Origin of the sequence: Cellulomonas triticagri, assembly GCF_003696205.1 — a bacterium.
In the GTDB taxonomy this organism is placed as follows: domain Bacteria; phylum Actinomycetota; class Actinomycetes; order Actinomycetales; family Cellulomonadaceae; genus Cellulomonas; species Cellulomonas triticagri.
Map to the genome: position 1 here is coordinate 1 of NZ_RFFI01000048.1, position 17622 is coordinate 17622.

General features: G+C 75.6%; 21 protein-coding genes. 13 read left to right on the forward strand and 8 right to left on the reverse strand.

Annotated elements, in window-relative coordinates:
- Window positions 1–228: 228 nt before the first annotated feature.
- The gene (locus EBM89_RS10055; RefSeq protein ID WP_122149304.1) at window positions 229–876 is read right to left on the reverse strand and encodes an SRPBCC domain-containing protein; all 648 of its coding nucleotides are present in this window, start codon (window positions 874–876) and stop codon (window positions 229–231) included.
- A 73-nt stretch (window positions 877–949) separates the two neighbouring features.
- Window positions 950–1339: a winged helix-turn-helix transcriptional regulator gene (locus EBM89_RS10060; RefSeq protein ID WP_233571657.1), complete on the reverse strand. Its 390-nt coding sequence runs from the start codon at window positions 1337–1339 to the stop codon at window positions 950–952.
- 78 nt (window positions 1340–1417) lie between these two features.
- Here EBM89_RS10060 and EBM89_RS10065 point away from each other — a divergent pair, with 78 nt between their 5' ends.
- From EBM89_RS10065 to EBM89_RS10080, 4 genes are all read left to right on the forward strand, one after another.
- A complete protein-coding gene (locus EBM89_RS10065) occupies window positions 1418–1831 on the forward strand; it encodes a RidA family protein (RefSeq protein WP_122149305.1) in 414 nt (137 codons plus the stop codon).
- A gap of 142 nt (window positions 1832–1973) precedes the next feature.
- On the forward strand, window positions 1974–2972 hold the full coding sequence (locus tag EBM89_RS10070) for a malate dehydrogenase (RefSeq protein WP_122149306.1): 999 nt from the start codon (window positions 1974–1976) through the stop codon (window positions 2970–2972).
- Between the two features lie 146 nt (window positions 2973–3118).
- Window positions 3119–3616 (forward strand): DUF1269 domain-containing protein, encoded by a 498-nt coding sequence (locus EBM89_RS10075; protein WP_122149307.1) that lies wholly within the window; start codon window positions 3119–3121, stop codon window positions 3614–3616.
- 7 nt (window positions 3617–3623) lie between these two features.
- Complete coding sequence (locus EBM89_RS10080; protein ID WP_122149308.1) at window positions 3624–4106, forward strand: DUF1269 domain-containing protein; 483 nt, start codon at window positions 3624–3626, stop codon at window positions 4104–4106.
- A gap of 16 nt (window positions 4107–4122) precedes the next feature.
- Here the strand turns inward: EBM89_RS10080 and EBM89_RS10085 are convergent, their stop codons facing one another.
- From EBM89_RS10085 to EBM89_RS10105, 5 genes are all read right to left on the reverse strand, one after another.
- Entirely contained in the window at window positions 4123–4446 is a 324-nt protein-coding gene (locus tag EBM89_RS10085; protein WP_122149335.1) for a DMT family transporter, read from the reverse strand.
- 1 nt (window position 4447) lies between these two features.
- Window positions 4448–4879, reverse strand: a complete 432-nt coding sequence (locus EBM89_RS10090) for a DMT family transporter (RefSeq protein ID WP_122149309.1) — start codon at window positions 4877–4879, stop codon at window positions 4448–4450.
- 198 nt (window positions 4880–5077) lie between these two features.
- Window positions 5078–5863 carry an SDR family oxidoreductase gene (locus EBM89_RS10095; RefSeq protein WP_122149310.1) on the reverse strand — a complete coding sequence of 262 codons (786 nt, stop codon included), beginning with the start codon at window positions 5861–5863 and terminating at the stop codon, window positions 5078–5080.
- 52 nt (window positions 5864–5915) lie between these two features.
- Window positions 5916–7118, reverse strand: coding sequence for a zinc-dependent alcohol dehydrogenase (locus EBM89_RS10100; RefSeq protein WP_122149336.1), 1203 nt, complete (start codon window positions 7116–7118; stop codon window positions 5916–5918).
- A gap of 245 nt (window positions 7119–7363) precedes the next feature.
- Window positions 7364–7945 (reverse strand): TetR/AcrR family transcriptional regulator, encoded by a 582-nt coding sequence (locus EBM89_RS10105; RefSeq protein WP_122149311.1) that lies wholly within the window; start codon window positions 7943–7945, stop codon window positions 7364–7366.
- 101 nt (window positions 7946–8046) lie between these two features.
- Here EBM89_RS10105 and EBM89_RS10110 point away from each other — a divergent pair, with 101 nt between their 5' ends.
- Both EBM89_RS10110 and EBM89_RS10115 read left to right on the forward strand, forming a co-directional pair.
- Complete coding sequence (locus EBM89_RS10110; protein ID WP_122149312.1) at window positions 8047–8430, forward strand: DUF1304 domain-containing protein; 384 nt, start codon at window positions 8047–8049, stop codon at window positions 8428–8430.
- 80 nt (window positions 8431–8510) lie between these two features.
- Window positions 8511–9527, forward strand: a complete 1017-nt coding sequence (locus EBM89_RS10115) for an NADP-dependent oxidoreductase (RefSeq protein WP_122149313.1) — start codon at window positions 8511–8513, stop codon at window positions 9525–9527.
- 42 nt (window positions 9528–9569) lie between these two features.
- On the opposite strand, the gene EBM89_RS10120 is transcribed toward EBM89_RS10115, so the two are convergent.
- Entirely contained in the window at window positions 9570–11180 is a 1611-nt protein-coding gene (locus EBM89_RS10120; protein WP_158609622.1) for an HNH endonuclease, read from the reverse strand.
- 138 nt (window positions 11181–11318) lie between these two features.
- Here EBM89_RS10120 and EBM89_RS22435 point away from each other — a divergent pair, with 138 nt between their 5' ends.
- The 7 genes from EBM89_RS22435 to EBM89_RS10155 all read left to right on the forward strand — a co-directional run bounded on the left by EBM89_RS22435 (window position 11319) and on the right by EBM89_RS10155 (window position 17617).
- Entirely contained in the window at window positions 11319–12620 is a 1302-nt protein-coding gene (locus EBM89_RS22435) for a sensor histidine kinase (protein WP_147463516.1), read from the forward strand.
- Window positions 12617–13333, forward strand: coding sequence for a response regulator transcription factor (locus EBM89_RS10130; protein ID WP_122149316.1), 717 nt, complete (start codon window positions 12617–12619; stop codon window positions 13331–13333). The genes EBM89_RS22435 and EBM89_RS10130 overlap by 4 nt, the downstream gene beginning before the upstream one ends.
- Window positions 13334–13450: 117 nt before the next feature.
- The gene (fdxA, locus tag EBM89_RS10135) at window positions 13451–13777 is read left to right on the forward strand and encodes a ferredoxin (RefSeq protein ID WP_122149317.1); all 327 of its coding nucleotides are present in this window, start codon (window positions 13451–13453) and stop codon (window positions 13775–13777) included.
- Between the two features lie 5 nt (window positions 13778–13782).
- A complete protein-coding gene (gene soxR / locus EBM89_RS10140) occupies window positions 13783–14307 on the forward strand; it encodes a redox-sensitive transcriptional activator SoxR (RefSeq protein WP_122149318.1) in 525 nt (174 codons plus the stop codon).
- A 189-nt stretch (window positions 14308–14496) separates the two neighbouring features.
- On the forward strand, window positions 14497–15411 hold the full coding sequence (locus EBM89_RS10145) for an EamA family transporter (RefSeq protein ID WP_233571658.1): 915 nt from the start codon (window positions 14497–14499) through the stop codon (window positions 15409–15411).
- A gap of 33 nt (window positions 15412–15444) precedes the next feature.
- A complete protein-coding gene (locus EBM89_RS10150) occupies window positions 15445–16296 on the forward strand; it encodes a glycosyltransferase family 2 protein (protein ID WP_122149319.1) in 852 nt (283 codons plus the stop codon).
- 319 nt (window positions 16297–16615) lie between these two features.
- Window positions 16616–17617 carry a serine hydrolase domain-containing protein gene (locus tag EBM89_RS10155; RefSeq protein WP_122149320.1) on the forward strand — a complete coding sequence of 334 codons (1002 nt, stop codon included), beginning with the start codon at window positions 16616–16618 and terminating at the stop codon, window positions 17615–17617.
- Window positions 17618–17622 lie beyond the last annotated feature (5 nt).

A 17622-nucleotide genomic window follows, 5' to 3' on the forward strand; every position in this document is an offset into this window, starting at 1 on the left:
GCCCGCGGCCGTCCCGGCGCCCCCCGCCGTCGACCCGGCCCCGGCGGCCGCGCGCAGCCGGGCGTTCTCCGCCTCGAGGGCGGCGACCCGGGCGCGGAGCGTCGCCTCGGGACCAGCCGGTCCGGACGTCCCCATGGCGACACCCTCCCCCCGGGCCGGTCCCCGACGCTAGGGGTGCGCGCCCGGCGGCACCTCACCCGCGGCGGATGACCCCCGACGGACCGACGGTCAGCCCGCGGAGTAGAACTCGGCGGTCCTGGCCGCCGCCGCGCGCGCCCCACCGGGCTCCACGCCCGCCGCCACCGCGGCCTCGCCCCAGCGCTCCGCGCTGCCCGCCACGAACGCGCGGGCGTCGTCCGACGTCCCCCACGCGCTCGTCTCGGCCGGCTCGTCCGCACCCGTCTCCAGGTGGTGCGCCAGCCCGAGCAGCGCGAGGTCCCAGCCGACGCCGGTGGCACCGGGGCCGAACCGGTCCCAGAAGTCCCGCGGCACGTCGGCCGCGTGCACCAGCGTGAGCCGCGTCGCGCCCTCGTCCACCACGTCCAGCGCCACCGCGACCCGCGAGACGCCCCCGTCGAACTCCCAGGTGACCGCGAACGCCTCGGGCGGCTCGCACGACTCGACCGTGCCACCCGCGTTGCCCTCCACCTGGTACCGGTTGCCGAGACCGAGGTCGCCGTGCACCGGCCCGAACCACCGGGCCAGGCGGTCGGGGGTCGTGCAGGCGACCCAGACCTCCGCCGCGGGTGCGCGCAGCACCACGCTCAGCGACTGGACCGTCGTGACGTCGCCGACCTCGCCGACGTCGGAGTCGACGACGAGGCGACGCTCGACGGCGTCGAGCCGGCCTGCGGTGCGGACGGTGTCCTGCGGCACGGGGTGCTCCTGGGGTTCGCTCGGTCCTGCTGCGGTCGTCCGGTCCAGCCTGCCGCACGCGGGCGGCAGACGCTCAGAGCGCGTCGAACCGGTCCCGCGCGGCGTCCACCTCGGCGAGGTGCGTCCGCGTCCAGAGCAGCAGGGCGTCCACGGGCTCGCGCAGCGTCTTGCCGAGCGGGGTGATCCGGTACTCGACCGCGACGGGGCGGGTCGCGACGACCTCCCGGCCGACGATGCCGTTGCGCTCGAGCTTCCGCAGCGTGGCCGTGAGGGACTTCGCCGTGACCGCGGGGATCGCGCGCCGGAGGTGGTTGAACCGGGCGGGTCCCTCGCAGAGCTCCTCCAGGACCTGCATCGACCAGGTGTCGAGCACCTGCTCCAGCAGCTCGCGGTGCGGGGCACCCACCGCGAGGTGCTCGGCCAGTCGGTCGGCGGGCGCGGGGGCCGTGCTGGTTTCCGTCACGCCACCTAGTCTCGTTGAAGTTCCCTGAGGGCACCAGGTAGCAAGGGGGTACCTACTCGTCCAGTCCTGGAGGACCCCGTGCCCGTGCAGCTGCTCAGCCCCACCGGGATGGCCCAGCCCGTCCCCTACCACCACGTCGCGATCGGCACGGGCACCCGGCAGGTGCACGTCGCCGGGCAGGTCGGGTCGGCGGCCGCCGACGGCAGCCCGCTCGCGCCCGACGACCTCGCCGGGCAGGTCGCCGACGCCCTGCGGAACACCGCGACCGGGCTCGCCGGGGCGGGCGCGACGTTCGCCGACGTCGTCCGCCTCACCGTCTACGTCGCCCGGTGGCGGCCCGAGCGCATGGGCGAGTTCCTCGCCGGGGTCGAGGCCGTCGCCGCGGAGCTCGGGCTGCCCAGCCCGATGCCGCCCGCCTCGCTCATCGGCGTCGACGTGCTCTACCAGCCCGAGGTGCTCGTCGAGATCGAGGCGACCGCCGTCCTCCCGTGACGCGCCGGGGGTGCGGGCAGGCGACAGCGGCCACACCGGGGGGGCGCGCCGGGTAGGTGCTGCTGCCCGCGCAGGGGCCCCCGGACTGTGCCTTCAATGGACCGGACAGACCCAGGCCACCCCTTCGCAGCGGAGCGACCCGATGAGCCACCCCCTCACCCTCACCCTCACCGGCGCTGCCGGGCAGATCGGCTACGCCCTGCTGTTCCGCGTCGCCAGCGGCGAGGCGTTCGGCCCCGACACCCCCGTCCGGGTGCGGATGCTCGAGCACCCGCGCGCGCTCAAGGCCGCCGCGGGCGTCGCGCTCGAGCTGCAGGACGCCGCCTCGCGGGTCCTGCTCGACGTCGACGTCAGCAGCGACCCCCGGCACGCCTTCGACGGGGCCGACGTCGCGGTCCTCGCCGGCGCACGGCCCCGCACCGCCGGGATGGAGCGCGCCGACCTGCTCGAGGCCAACGCCGGCATCTTCGGGCCCCAGGGCGCCGCGCTCAACGACGTCGCCGCCGACGGCGTGCAGGTCCTCGTCGTCGGGAACCCCGCCAACACCAACACCCTCGTCGTCGCCTCCCACGCCCCCGACGTCCCCGCCGACCGGTTCACCGCCCTCACCCGCCTCGACCACAACCGGGCCGTCGCCCAGGTCGCGCAGCGCACCGGCGCCCCCGTGGCCGACATCACCCGGGTCACCGTCTGGGGGAACCACTCCCGCACCCAGTACCCCGACCTGCGGCACGCCCGCGTCGGCAGCCGGCCCGCGCTCGACCTCGTCGGGCGGGAGTGGGCCGACGGGCCGTTCGTCGACACCGTCGCCCAGCGCGGCGGCGCCATCATCGCCGCCCGCGGCGCGTCCTCCGTCGCCTCCACCGCCACCGCCGTCCTCCAGCACGAGCACCTGCGGCGGCACGACGTCCCCGGCGACGACTGGACCTCCGCGGGGCGGTTCTCCGACGGGTCCTACGGCGTCCCCGAGGGCGTCGTCTGCTCCTTCCCCGTCGTCGCCGCCGACGGCACCTGGCAGGTCGTCCCCGGGCTCGACCTCGACACCACCGCGCGCGCCCGCATCGACGCGTCCGTGGCCGAGCTGCTGGACGAGCGCGACGCCGTCCGGGCGCTGGGCGTCCTCGGCCCCGGCGCGCGCTGAGCACCCTCCTCGCCGGGCGCCGGACGCGCCACGGAGGCGTCCTCGCTGGTCCGCGCGGTGATCATCCGGGGCGGGTGAGGCGCCCGACCCCACCCGCACCGGACGCTGGGCACGTCACCCAGCAACGCGGACGAAGGAGCGGGACCGTGGCCACTCTCAGCGTGTGGAAGTTCGAGACCCCCGAGGGCGCCGACCGCGCCGAGGGCGCCCTGCAGGCCCTCCAGAAGCAGCAGCTCATCCAGGTGCACGACGCCGCCACCGTCTCCTGGGAGCCCGGCCGCACGAAGCCCAAGACCCGGCAGGCCAACAACCTCGCCGGCGCCGGGGCGCTCGGCGGCACGTTCTGGGGCCTGCTCTTCGGCCTGCTGTTCTTCATCCCCCTGCTCGGGGCCGCCATCGGCGCCGCCGCGGGCGCGCTCGGCGGGGCGCTCGCGGACGTCGGCATCGACGACGACTTCATCCGGTCCGTCCGCGACCGCGTCACCCCCGGGACGTCCGCGCTGTTCCTGCTGTCCTCCGGCGCCGTCCCCGACAAGGTCCTCGCCGCCCTCAAGGAGCAGAACATCCACGGCGAGCTCGTGCAGACCAACCTCTCCGCCGAGGACGAGGCCCGCCTGCGCGCCGCGTTCGACGAGAACCAGTGACACCGCCGTGACCGCGTTCACCGTCTGGCGGTTCGACACCCCCGATGGGGCCGCCGCGGCCGCGCGGGTCCTGCGCGACGCCGCCGGCGACGGGCTCGTCACCGTCCTCGACCACGCCGTCGTCTCCTGGCCGCCGGGGGCCGACCGACCCACCGCGCACCACACCCACGAGGACGAGAAGCGCGGCGCCGGCTGGGGAGCGCTGTGGGGTCTGCTGCTCGGCACGCTGTTCTTCGTCCCGCTGCTCGGCGCCGCCGCCGGGGCCGCCACCGGGCTGATCTCCAAGCACCTGCAGGGCGTCGGGATCTCCCCCGACGACATCGAGCGCGTCCGCGACGGCCTCGGCCCCGGCACCTCGGCGCTGTTCGCCGTCACCGAGGACGCCGACCTCGACCGGCTCGGCGAGCGGTTCCACGGGTCGCACCGCACCCTCGTCGCGTCCAACCTCACCGACGCCGAGCGGTCCGTGCTGCACGAGACGTTCGGCTGAGGCGCGCGCGGCCGGGTCAGTGCGCGGACCCGAGCTCGACCAGCAGCACCCCCGCCACGATCAACCCGATTCCGAGCAGCATCAGCCGCGTCAGCGGCTCACCGAACAGGACGCGGCTCGCCACCGCCGTCACGGCGACCCCCGTCGCCGTCCAGATCCCGTACGCCACACCGATGCCGAGACCCTGCGCGAGGGTCAGGCTCAGGAACGAGAACGCGGCGACGTAGCCCGCCACCACCGCCGCGTACCAGCGGCGGGGCCCACCCGTGCTCGCGACCCGCAACGACCGGGTCGCCGCGACCTCGCACGCGATCGCCGCGGCGAGCAGCAGCCACACCACCTCACGCACCACCCGTCGCGGCGCCACGCTCGCGGTGGGCACGCTGCGAGCCGATCTCCACGACCAGCACGCCCACCATGATCAGGACGATGCCCGCCACGACCACCGGCGTGAACGGCTCGGCGAACACCAGCGCACCGAGCGCCGCCGTCAGCGCGACCCCGGTCGCGCCCCACACCCCGTACGCCACCCCCAGCGGCATCCCCGCGCGCAGCACCGCGCCCAGCAGCACGAACGCCGTCACGTACGCCGGGACCACGACCGCGTACCAGGCGGGGTGGTCCACCGCGGCCCGCAGCGCGAGCGACCCCGTGACCTCCACGGCGATGGCGCCCGCCAGCAGGAGGCCGGCGCGGGGCGCCGCCCACCGCGCCCGGGCCGGGGACCGCGGAGCAGGTGACGAGGGTGACGAAGGTGACGGGGTCGCGGGCACCGGCGCAGGCTAGGCGATGTCGGCCGACGCCGGGCGGGCGGCGGGCGAACGAGGTGTGAACGACTCCTCGGGCACGCGGCCCAAGCGTCGGGCACGCCTACCCCGTCGCGCTGACCTGGGACTCATCGCCGCCGTCTGCGGCGTCGGGGCCGCGCTCGACTCCCTCGCCATCGGGCGACAAGGGCGCGCACGGTCCGTTCACCGCGACGAGAACCCGCCGTCCGACGCGATCGTCTGCCCCGTGACCCACGCGGCGTCGTCCGTGAGCAACCAGCCGACCAGGCGCGCGGCGTCCTCCGGCTCGCCCCAGCGGCCGCGCGGGCTCGCCGCCGCCACCGCCGCGTACGTCTCCGGGTCCGCGTAACCGGTGTCGGTCGGCCCCGGGTCCAGGCAGTTCACCGTGATCCCCCGCGGTGCCAGGTGCACCGCCAGGCTCGCCGTCAGGCCGTGCAGCGCCGCCTTCGTCGCGATGTACGGCAGCTCCCCCGGCATCCCGCCGTGGTACTGCCCCGAGGTGAACAGCACCACCCGCCCACCCGGGCGCGCGTCGTCGTGCCCGGCCGCGAGCGCCTGGACCAGCAGCAGAGTCGCGCGGACGTTCACCGCGGCGCTCAGGTCCACCTCCGCCGCCGTGACCTCCTCCAGCGTCTGCGCGCTCGACCGCGCGTGCGTCGCCACCAGGGCGTCCACGTGCCCGAACGCGTCGCGCGCCGCCGCCAGCACCGCGTGCGGCGCGTCCGGGTCGGCGAAGTCCGAGGTCACCAGCTCCGCGCGGCCTCCCGCGGCGCGCAGCTCGGCCAGCAGCGCCGTGCCCGCCCCCGGGTCCGCGCCCCACGGCTGCTCGGCGTCGTGCGGCTCCCAGCCGTGCAGCAGCACCGCCGCGCCGTCCGCCACCGCACGCCGCGCCACCGCCGCCGCGATGTTGTGGTGCCGGCTCGCACCCGTCACGACCACGACCCGGTCCCGCAGCGCCTCGCTCGTCATGGGACCGATCCTGGACCACGACCGCAGCCGGCGGCACGGAGTTTTCGCGGTGTCAGACCGTCGGGTCGAGCACCACCTTGATGCAGCCGTCCTGCTTGCGCTGGAACATCTCGTAGGCCTCCGGGGCGCGGTCCAGGGGCAGCCGGTGCGTGCGCAGGTCCAGTACCCCCAGCGGATCCGCGGGATCCTGCACCAGCGGCAGCAGGTCGTCCACCCAGCGGCGCACGTTCGCCTGCCCCATCCGGACCGACACCTGCTTGTCGAACAGCTGCACCAGCGGCAGCGGGTCCCGTGCCCCGCCGTACACCCCCGACACCGACAGCGTCCCGCCCCGCCGCACCGCGTCCAGCCCGATGAGGAACGCCGCCAACCGGTCTCCGCCCACCCGCTCCGTCACCGCCGCGGCCACCGGGTCGGGAAGGCGCCCCACCGCCCGCTGCGCGGCCTCCGCGAACGGCGAGCCGTGCGCCTCCATCCCGACGGCGTCGATCACGCTGTCCGCCCCGCGACCGTCCGTCACCTCCCGCACCACCGCGGCGATCTCCCCGTCGCCCGTCCGCGACGCGTCCAGGACCTCGACCCCGTGCCGGGCCGCCATCGCCAGCCGCTCCGGCACCAGGTCCACCCCGATCACGCGGCCCGCACCCCGGTGCAGGGCGACCCGCGCCGCCATCTGACCGATCGGCCCCAGGCCCAGCACGGCCACCGTCCCCCCGGGCGGGACCGCCGCGTACTCCACCGCCTGCCACGCCGTCGGCAGCACGTCCGACAGGTACAGGTACCGCTCGTCCGGCTCGCCGTCGTCGGGGACCACCACCGGGCCGTAGTGCGCCTGCGGCACCCGCAGCAGCTCGGCCTGCCCGCCGGGGACGCTCCCGTACAGGCGCGTGTAGCCGAACAGCGCCGCGCCCTTGTCCTCCTCGTGCACCTGCGTCGTCTCGCACTGCGACTGCAACCCCCGGTCGCACATGTAGCACGACCCGCACGCGATCCCGAACGGGATCACCACCCGGTCCCCGACGCGCAGGTGGTGCGCGGCGTCGGGGCCGACCTCCTCGACGACGCCCATCACCTCGTGCCCGAGCACGTCGCCGCGCTCGAGGTACATGCCCAGCACCCCGACCAGGTGCAGGTCCGACCCGCAGATCGCCGTCGACGTCACGCGCACGACCGCGTCCGTCGACTCCTGGATCACCGGGTCCGGCACCGTCTCGACACCGACACGACCACGTCCCTGCCAGGTCAGCGCGCGCATGCGCACCCCTCGTCCTCGAGTGGATCAGGAACCGCCCGCTGCTCGCGCGGCCGCCACGCCCGTGAGAGCCGGCACCGGCTCCCGAACCCCGACGTGCGGCCACCCTGCCACCGTTCCGCCGGTCGCGACACCCGGGCCGCGCGGCGCGGGCGGGGCGGGGCGCGAGGACGGACGAGTACACCGGGGCGGGCGGCCGGGCGGTCCTGCGGGGTGACGAAGGCGGACTCCGCCGGGGCCGACGCGTCCTAGGCGGCGTCGAGGAGAGCGCGAGCGGTGTCGAGGCTGCGCAACGCTGCCACGTTGTCCACGCGGGTGAGCGCGAGCGCCGCCACGACGAGGGCCGTGCAGCTCTCGGCCAGGCGGTCGGCTTCGTCGGCGTCGGCATCCGGGAACCGGGCACGGACGCCCCGTCCGAACGCCTCCCGGAGCTCCGCCCGGTAGGCCGCGACCGTCTCGCCCACCGTCGCGTCGTGCGCGATCGGCGCCCCCGCGGCGTTCAGGAGCAGGCAGCCGTTGGTCGCCGTGAACGACGTCGCGTCGCCGAGCGCTCCCCGCAGACCGCGCAGGTACTCGTCCAGGGCGGTCGGTGCGATGTCCCGGGCGACGAGCGGACGGAGCCGGGGACGGACGACCTCGTCCAGGTAGCTCGTCACGGCTGCGTCGAACAGCCCGCGCTTGCTGCCGAAGGCGTGGTAGATGCTCGACCGGTTCAGGCCCGTCGCCTGCTCCAGGGTCGGGAGCGCGGCCGCCTCGAAGCCGTGCTCCCAGAACACGGCCCGGGCGGCACGGACGACCTGCTCCGTGTCGAACGCCTGCGCGCGACCCACGACCCACCTCCACTTGTGCACCGACCGGTCCACCCTATTATGGATCGATCAGTTCACAATCGCTGGCGACGCACGCCCGCACCGACGGAAGGACCCGTGCCGTGATCGCCACCGGACTCGTGCTGAGCGGAGTCGCCGCACTCGTGCACGTCTACATCTTCGTGCTCGAGTCGCTGCTGTGGACCACACGCGCCCGCGCGGTCTTCGGCACCACGCCCGAGGAGGCCACCGCCACTCGGGCCCTGGCGTTCAACCAGGGGTTCTACAACCTGTTCCTCGCCGTCGCCGTCACCGTCGGGATCGTGCTCGTCGCGACCGGGCAGACCGCCGTCGGAGCCACGCTCGTGCTCACCGGCACCGGGTCGATGGTCGCGGCCGGGCTCGTGCTGATGATCTCCGACCGCACCAAGACCTCCGCCGCGCTCAAGCAGCTCGTACCGCCGCTGCTCGGCGTCATCGCGCTCGTGGTCGGCCTGGCGGCCTGAGCGCGCACGGCACGGCACCACGCACCACGCACCACGCACCACGCACCACGCACCACGCACCACGATCAGGAGTACCGCGCATGCCGCAGGTCGTCAGCACCCAGATCCAGCTCCGCACCCGGCCGGACGGCTGGCCCGTTCCCGAGAACTTCCGGGCCGTGGACGTGACGTACGACGACCCGCGTCCGGGCGAGATCCGGGTGGCGAACGAGTTCATCTCCGTCGACCCGTACATGCGGGGACGCATGAACGACGTCAAGAGCTACACCCCGCCGTTCGCCCTCGGGGAGACGATGACGGGCGGCGCCGTCGGCCGGGTCACCGCCTCCACCGTGGACGGGTTCCCCGTCGGCGCCGTGGTCGTGCACCAGCACGGGTGGCGGACCATCGCTCAGGCCGACGCCAGCACGTTCCGGGTCGTCCCGGAGGTGCCCGGCGCACCGCTGTCCCTCCACCTCGGGATCCTGGGGATGACGGGCATGACCGCCTTCGTCGGCCTGTCCGCGATCGCCCGGATGCAGCCCGGCGACACCGTGTTCGTCTCGGGGGCCGCCGGAGCGGTGGGGACCGCGACCGGCCAGATCGCCCGTCTGCTCGGCGCCCGGCGCGTCATCGGATCGGCCGGTTCAGCCGAGAAGGTGCGCCTGCTGACCGACAAGTACGGGTACGACGCCGCACTGAACTACCGCGACGCGCCCGTGCGGGAGCAGCTGCCCGCCCTCGCCCCGGACGGTGTGGACGTCTTCTTCGACAACGTCGGCGCCGACCACCTCGAGGCGGCACTCGACGTCATGAACCCCGGCGGTCGTCTCGCACTGTGCGGCGCGATCGCGGGGTACAACGCGACGTCGCGCACCCCCGGCCCGGACAACCTCACGAACGTCATCACGCGCGGGCTGACGCTCCAGGGCTTCACGCTCGGCGGACACCTGGAGCACGCGCCCGAGTTCCGGTCCCGGATGCAGGACTGGTTCTCGGCCGGCGACATCGTCTGGGACGAGACCGTGGTCGACGGTATCGACCACGCGGTCGAGGCGTTCCTCGCGATGATGCGGGGTGCGAACACCGGGAAGATGGTCGTGCGCACCGCCGTCTGATCCGAGGAGCGGCCGACCCCGGGGCGCACGTCGACGACGCGATCAGAACGGTGGCACCGTCCCCCTCTCCGGGCGTTCGCCCTCGGACGAGGACCCGGGGTCGGACGGTCCGGTCCTCGAGAGCCGGAGCGTCGGGGCGTCCGCCCCAGGCTGGGTCCGGAACACGTGTCCGCTCGGCGTCCCCCAGTCGAACAGCCCGGCGACCCGCTGGCGCAGGGTGAAGCCGCCCTCGGTCTTCAACCGGTGGTGCAGCCGGCAAGCGGGGCCGAGGTTCTCGGCACTCGTCGTCCCGGTGAGTCCACCGTCCTCGCGCTCGCCGAACTCCACCGTGTGGTCGAGGTCGGACCGTGCGGACGGGACGAGGCAGCCGGGCGCGGAGCAGTACCGGTCGCGGATCCGCACGTGCTCGTCGAGCGCGGCGGGCGGGCGGTACCGGGTCCGACCGACGTCGAGCACCGCCCCGGACTGCGGGTCGGTGACGAGCCGGCGCCACACCCCGCCCAGGGCGAGCGCGCGGGCCTGCACGGCGTCCACCGGCCCGTACCCCTCGAGGTCGGCGGGGAGGTCGTCCTCCCCGATCAGGGTCGAGAGCGCGACGGTGACGTGGACGACGGTCGCGGGCGATCGCCCGGGACGCCGGGCGGCTCCACCGTCGTCGGGTGCGGACCCGCCCGCGTCCGGGACAGGTGCGGCTGCGACCTCGATCCCGGGAGCAGGAGCCCCGTCGAGCAGCACGTCCGGCTCCCCCGTGACGAGCGTCGTGAGCTCGTCCGCGCGGAGCTGGTCCAGGGTCCGCTCGTCACCTGCCGCCCGGGCGGCGCGGGCCGCTGCGTCGAGCACACGGTCGACGCGTACGGCCTGGACGGCGGGCAGCACGACCCACAGGCCTGCCATGCCGTCGACGAGCTGACGCGGCCGGGAGACGCACCGGCGCTCGCGGGCGACACGCGCGCGGGCAGCCGCCTCGATGCCGTCGTGGCGCGCGAGGGACCGCTCGACGTCGCGACGCAGCTGGGTCACGGTCCGTCCGGGCGCCGCCGGCAGCACGTCGGACTCGACGGCGAGCGCGACGGGGACGGGCTGGTCCCAGAGCCGGTTGACGAGGGCGCGAGCCCGGGGCGGGTCGATGGCGCCCTCGGCGAGCGCGTCGCCGGTGTCGGCGAGCGCACCGGCGTACGCCTGGGCCTCCCGGACGAGCGCGTCGGCCTCGCGGGCGGGGACCTGCAGGCGCATCGCCAGGGTGGCGGCGGTGAGCTGCCGCGCTTCGAGGGCGCCACGCCCGCCGACCACGGGAGCCCGCGGACGCATGTCCGGGTGCTCGTGGAGCGCCGCCGCGGCGGCCACCTTCACCCGGTGCGCCCACGACGCCGCGCGGTCGGCGGCTGCCGCGACCTCGACGATGTCGTAGGAGTCGAGCGCCTCGAGGTCGAGGGACTCCAGGATCGAGGCGAGCAACGCACCCGCCGGCACGGTCGCCAGCCGGTCAGCGAGCTCGGACTCCGTCAGCTCGGCGCGCCCGGGACCGTCGATCCGCCCGGCTCGCTCCGCCTGCGCGCCGCCCGCACCGCGACGGTCGTCCGGTCCGCCGCGCGACGCGCTGTCGGCGGCCGCGTCGGCACGCGGTGTCGGCTGCTGCTCCGGGTCCTCGGTCACGTCCAGGACGCTAGGCAACCGAGCCCGGTCCCCACGCCTCCGCACGGCCCGCCCTGGGGACCGTGCGCACCCGCGTCGCCTGTGCACGGCTCGGCGAGCGCTCACCACGCGGACCCAGCCCCGCCGTAGGCTCGTCGCGTGCCCAGCCCCACCCGTCGGACGCTCGCCGTGGACCTCGCGGTGGCGGCGGTCGTGCTGGCCGCGTGGTCGGCGACGGTGCTGCTGGGCCGGCGCCTGGGGTTCTGGTACACGAGCGCGTCCGAGGCGTTCCTCTGGGCGGGTCTCGGCACCGCGACGGCCCTGGCCCTGCGACGGACGGCCCCGCGGACGGGGTTCTGGCTGGTGACCTTGGGGTACTCGGCGGTCTACGCGGTGCTGGTGGACGGCGGTGCGCTGCGGTCGGACTTCCACGTGGTGCCGTTGGTCGTGGCGGCGTTCGCAGCGACGAGCGCGGGGATGTCCCCGGTGCTGGTCGGTGGGGTGTCGGTGGTGACGGTGGTGGGGCTGCACGTGGGCGTCGAGGGGCTGCGGGTGCTCCTGGCGGGCTGGGGCCTGGTGATCGACACGTCCCGCACGGTGATGCTGGTGCTGATCGTGGTGGCGGCGACGGTCATCGGCGCGATGGTGCACCGCCTGACGGAGGCGGGCGCGTCGCTCGCGGTGCGCAACGCCCAGCTGCAGGCGCTGCAGTCGGTCCGGGAGCGCGCGGCGGTGCAGGCGGAACGCACCCGGATCGCGCGGGAGCTGCACGACGTCGTCGCGCACCACGTGACGGCGATCGTGGTGCGGGCCCAGGCCGCGGACCGGGTCGGCGCGGACCGTCCGGAGGAGTACCGCGAGGCGGTGCGCTGGATCGCCCCGGCGGGTCGGGAGGCGCTGGGGGCGATGCGGTCGGTGGTGCGGGTGCTCCGCGACGACGCTCCTGCGCGCCAGACGGCGCCCGAGCCGCCCGCGTCCGAGCCGGTCCCGCCCGCCGAGCCCGCCCCTCTCGTCCCAGCTGTTTCACTCGTTCCAGCCGCACACTCCGTGCGCGTCCCCCCGGAGTCGTCCCCGGTCCCCGTGCTCGCCGACCTCGGCGCGGTCGTGGACCGGGTGCGCGGCGCCGGTCTGCCGGTGGACGCGACGCTCCCCGACCCGTGGCCGTCGTGCCCCCCGGAGGTGGGGTTGTCCGTCGTCCGGATCGCCCAGGAGGCGTTGACCAACGTGCTGCACCACTCGGACGCCGAGCGCGCGACCGTGCGTCTGACGACGTCGTCAGGGGTGCTGGTCCTGGACGTCCAGGACGCCGGTCCGGCCCGCCGCCCCGATCCGGCGGTGGCGGCTCACGGTGGGCACGGCCTGGTCCACATGCGGGAGCGGGCGGCGGCCTGCGGCGGGACGGTGCGGGCGGCCCCGGAGGGCGCGGGCTGGCGGGTCCGGCTGGAGGTGCCCCTGGGATGACGACGACGGCGACGACGACGGAGGACGCGGTGGCCCCGGTACGGGTGCTGGTGGCGGACGACCAGGCGATGATCCGCCTGGGTCTGCGGATGATCGTGGACCACGAGCCGGACCTGGAGGTCGTGGGCGAGGCCGGTGACGGGTCGGAGGCGGTGGCGCTCGCGGCGAGCACGCGGGCCGACGTGGTGCTGATGGACATCCGGATGCCGGGGACGGACGGCATCGCGGCGACGCGGGCGCTGCGGGCGGACCCGGAGCGCGCGGGGACGCGGGTGGTGATCCTGACGACGTTCGACGACGAGGAGTACGTGACGGGGGCGCTGCAGGCGGGGGCGGACGGCTTCCTGCTGAAGGACACGGACCCGGGCACGCTGGTGGCGGCGGTGCGGCGGGTGCACGCGGGCGGCAACCTGCTGGACCCGGCGGTGACGGGTCTGGTGCTGGAGCAGTGGCGGCGGGCGCACCGGCCGGGTGCGTCGGCCCCGGGCGCCGCGGCGTCGTCGCTCGACGGGTTGACGGCGCGGGAGCGCGACGTGCTGCTCGCGGTGGCGCGGGGCCGCTCGAACGAGGAGGCGGGGGCGGCGCTGGGGATCAGCGTGGCGACGGTGAAGGCGCACGTGCACGCGGTGCTGACGAAGACCGGCTGCACGGCCCGCACGCAGCTGGTGGTCCTGGCGTACGAGGCGGGCCTGGTGGTCCCGGGCGAGAGGTGATCCTGCACCGCGACCGTGTGCCGTGCCTCACGCGGCGTTGACCTGAACCCCGGTTGAGGTTCTACCGTCGTCGGTGGGCCCGGACGACCGGCCGGGCCGGGACGGAAGGACCCCCGCGTGACGTACGTGATCGCCCAGCCCTGCGTGGACGTCAAGGACAAGGCGTGCATCGAGGAGTGCCCCGTCGACTGCATCTACGAGGGCCAGCGGTCGCTGTACATCCACCCCGACGAGTGCGTGGACTGCGGGGCGTGCGAGCCGGTGTGCCCCGTCGAGGCGATCTACTACGAGGACGACGTCCCCGAGCAGTGGAGCGAGTACTATAAGGCGAACGTCGAGTTCTTCGACACGCTGGGCTCCCCCGGCGGCGCGGCCCGCGCGGGCGCGCAGGACTTCGACCACCCGGTGATCGCGACGCTGCCGCTGCAGGTCCGCGAGGACTGACTCCGATGCCCGATCCGGTGGCCACCCGCGCGTCGGACGACCTGCTGTCCGTCGGCGAGGTGAGCCGTCGCACGGGCGTCCCGGTGTCCGCGCTGCACTTCTACGAGCGCGAGGGGCTGATCACCTCGGAGCGCACGAGCGGCAACCAGCGCCGGTACGCCCGCCACATGCTGCGCCGGGTGTCGCTGATCGTCGTCGCGAAGCGCCTGGGCATCCCGCTGGGCGAGCTCGCCGAGGTGTTCGCGACGGTGCCCGCGGACCGCCCGCCGACGGTGGCGGAGTGGCGGCGGATGAGCCGCGCGTGGCGGGCGCAGCTGGAGGAGCGGCGCCGCACGATCGAGAACCTGGAGCGCGACCTCGCCGGGTGCATCGGCTGCGGCTGCCTGTCGCTGCGCGCGTGCACGCTGCTGAATCCCGACGACGTCCTCGGCGAGCAGGGCGCGGGCCCGGTCCGCCTCACGGCCGACGCAGCGCCGCGCACCGGACGTGCCGCCACCCGCACCCCGGCACTCCCCGCGGCGGACGCGTGAGCAGCGCCGACGCGGGCCGTGCTACGTTCCGCGGCATGGATCCGATGAGCTCGTGGGGCTGCGCCGCACGCCGAGGACCGTCCGCCCGCTGACGGACGACGTGCCCGACCCCGCGACCGGCCGCTGAGCCGCGCGGGGTGCTCGACGTCGTCAGACGCGCCCTCGCCTCTGCTCACGTCAGGAACTCCTGTGCCTCACCTGTCCCACCTGCTGCGGCGCGCCCGTGCGCGTGCCGCCCTCGCCGCCGTCCTCGTCGCCTGCGGCTCGCTGGCCATCCAGACGTCGGCGGCCCTCGCCGAGGGCCTGTTCGACCACCTCGGCGTCCTCGGGGTGTCCGGTCTGCGGATGTCGGTCGCTGCCGTCGTCCTCCTGCTGGTCGCACGCCCCCGCGTGCGCGGCCTGTCCCCGGCCGCCTGGCGGGGCGTCGTGCTGTACGGCGTCGCGATGGCGGCGATGAACGTGCTCTTCTACCAGGCGGTCGCCCGCATCCCCCTCGGCGTCGCCGTGACGCTGGAGTTCCTGGGTCCGCTCGCGGTGGCGGCGGCCGCCGCACGCGGCTGGACCAGGGCGCTGCCGGTGGTCACGCTCGCCGGGGTGGCCCTCGTCGCCGGCGGCGGCGGGATCACGGACGCGTGGGGGCTGGTGTTCGGCCTGGGCGCCGCCGTCGCGTTCGCCGGGTACACGGTCCTGGCCGGGAAGGTCGGCGAGGAGACGGGCGGGCTGAGCGGGCTCGCGCTCAGCGTGACCGTGGGCGCGCTGGTGCTCAGTCCGTTCCAGGTCGCGGCCGCGCCGTCGCTGACCTCGGCCGACGTCCTGCCCCTGGTGCTGTCCGGCCTGCTCGGGGTGGCGCTGGCGTTCAGCATGGACTTCCTCGCGGTGCGCCTGTCCTCGGCCCGGGTGGTGGGGACGCTGTTCGCCGTGGACCCGGTGATGGGGGCGCTGGTCGCCGCCGTGATGCTGGGTCAGGTGCTGGCGCCCGCGGTGCTGCTGGGGATCGTCGTGGTCATCGCGTCCGGCGCCCTGACGATCTGGCGCGGCACCGCCTCGGAGCCGGCCCCCGAGCCCACCCCGGGTCCCGTCCCGGCACCACTGCCGCCGTCCTGACCGCGTCCTGCCCCCGCGCGCTAGCGTGCGCCCATGACCAGTGACGTCGCCGTCGTCGTGACCGCGTTCGACCAGGGCGACCTCGTCCGCGAGGCGGTGCTGTCGGTGCGTGCCCAGACGCGCCGACCGGCGGAGGTCGTGGTGGTCGACGACGGCTCGACGGACCCGGCGTCGCGCGCGGTGCTGGCGGAGGTGTCCGCGGCGGGTCTCGCCCGGGTGCTGCACCTCCCGAACGGCGGCGTGAGCGCCGCGCGCAACGCGGGGATCGCGGCGACGTCGGCGCCGCTGGTCGCGGTGCTGGACGGGGACGACCGGTGGGAGCCGGACTTCCTCGCCCGCACCGCGGACCTGCTGGTCGACCCGGAGGTTGTCGCCGCGTCGTCGTGGCTGCGGATGCACGGCGTCGCGGCGGGCGTGGTGCGCGCGCCCGGTGGGCGGGCGGTGGACTTCCTGCACCGGAACGCGTGCCCGGCGTCGATCGTGATGCGCCGCGCGGGGTGGGCCGCGGCGGGCGGGTACGACGAGGAGATGCGCGGCGGCTTCGAGGACTGGGACCTGGCGCTGCGGCTGCTCACGCCGGGCGGCCGCGTCGCGGTGGTGCCGGAGCCGCTGATCGCGTACCGGACGGCACCGGCGTCGGCGAACGTCCACAGCATGGCGCACCGCACCGAGCTCTACCGGTACCTCGTCGACCGCCACCGCCCGCTGTTCGAGCGGCACCTGCGCGAGGTCCTGCTGGCCCTGGACGCGACGGCCGCCCGCCGCCTCGCCGACTGGGAGGACCTCGCGGTCGCCGGGCCCGGCGCGCCCGCACCCGAGGTCACGTTCGGTGACGGCGGTATGGCCGCGGCGGTGCGGGTCGCCTCCGCGCAGCGGGTCGGCTGACCACGGACGACGCCCGCACGACGCCCGCACGACGGACCGCCCGCCCCCGAGGTCGGGGACGGGCGGTCGGTCAGGTCGTGCGGGGCAGGGGGTCAGCCGCGCGACCTCCGGACGCGCACGCCGACGGCGAGCGCGGTGCCGGTGCTCAGGAGTGCGACGACCATCTCCGCTGGCGCGGGTCGGCGTCGGCACGTCCTCCCTGATCGGGCGCGACGACCGCCCGCTGAGCGGTCGACGGTCGGACCCGGGTGCTACCACCCGCCCCGCGTCCGCGGATATCCCCTGGCTGGAGGCGCACGAGCCGACCTAGGGTCGCAGGATGACCGCCGACGACGCCGCCCGCACCGCCACGTCCCTGCACGAGCGCGCCCTCGCCTCCGGGTTCAGCGGGGTGATCCGGGTGGACCACGCGGGAGCGGCGGTGCACGAGCAGGGCTACGGCCTGGCGGACCGGGCGCACGCGGTGCCGTGCACGCCGGGGCACCGGTTCGGGCTGGCGAGCATCGCGAAGGGCTTCACGGCGCTGACGGTGGGCACGCTGGTGGACGAGGGGGTCCTCGGGTTCGCGACGCCGGTGCGTGAGGTGCTGGGTGCGGACCTGCCGCTGGTGGACGACGCGGTGACGGTGGACCACCTGCTGAGCCACACGTCCGGCATCGGGGACTACATCGACGAGTCGGCGGGCGGCGAGATCACGGACTACGTGCTGCGGCGCCCGGTGCACGAGCTGGACGACGTCGAGGCGTTCCTCCCGGAGCTGGACGGCCGCCCGCAGGTGCAGGCGCCGGGCACGGGGTTCGCGTACAACAACTCGGGGTACGCGCTGCTGGCCGTGGTGGCGCAGCGGGTCGCGGGGGTGCCGTTCGCGGACCTGGTGACGGAGCGGGTGCTGACGCCCGCGGGGATGTCACGCAGCGGGTTCCTGCGCTCGGACGCGCTGCCGGGCGACGTGGCCCGCGGCTACCTGGACGCGGACGGGTTGCGGACGAACGTGCTGCACCTGCCGGTGGTCGCGACGGGCGACGGCGGGGCGCACGCTACGGCGGCCGACCTCGCGGCGTTCTGGCGGGCGCTGCTGGCGGGCGACCTGGTCTCCGCCGGCACGCTCGCCGCGCTGACGGACCCCCGGTCGGTGGTCGAGGACGAGGGGATGCGGTACGGCGCGGGCTTCTGGCGCGGCCTGGACTCGGAGGCGCTGGTGCTGGAGGGCTACGACGCGGGGGTGTCCGGCCGCACCTGGTACGACCCGGCGACGGACGTCACCGCGACGGTCCTCGCGAACTGGTCGGACGGCGCCTGGCCGGTGCTCAGCACGGACTGAGCACC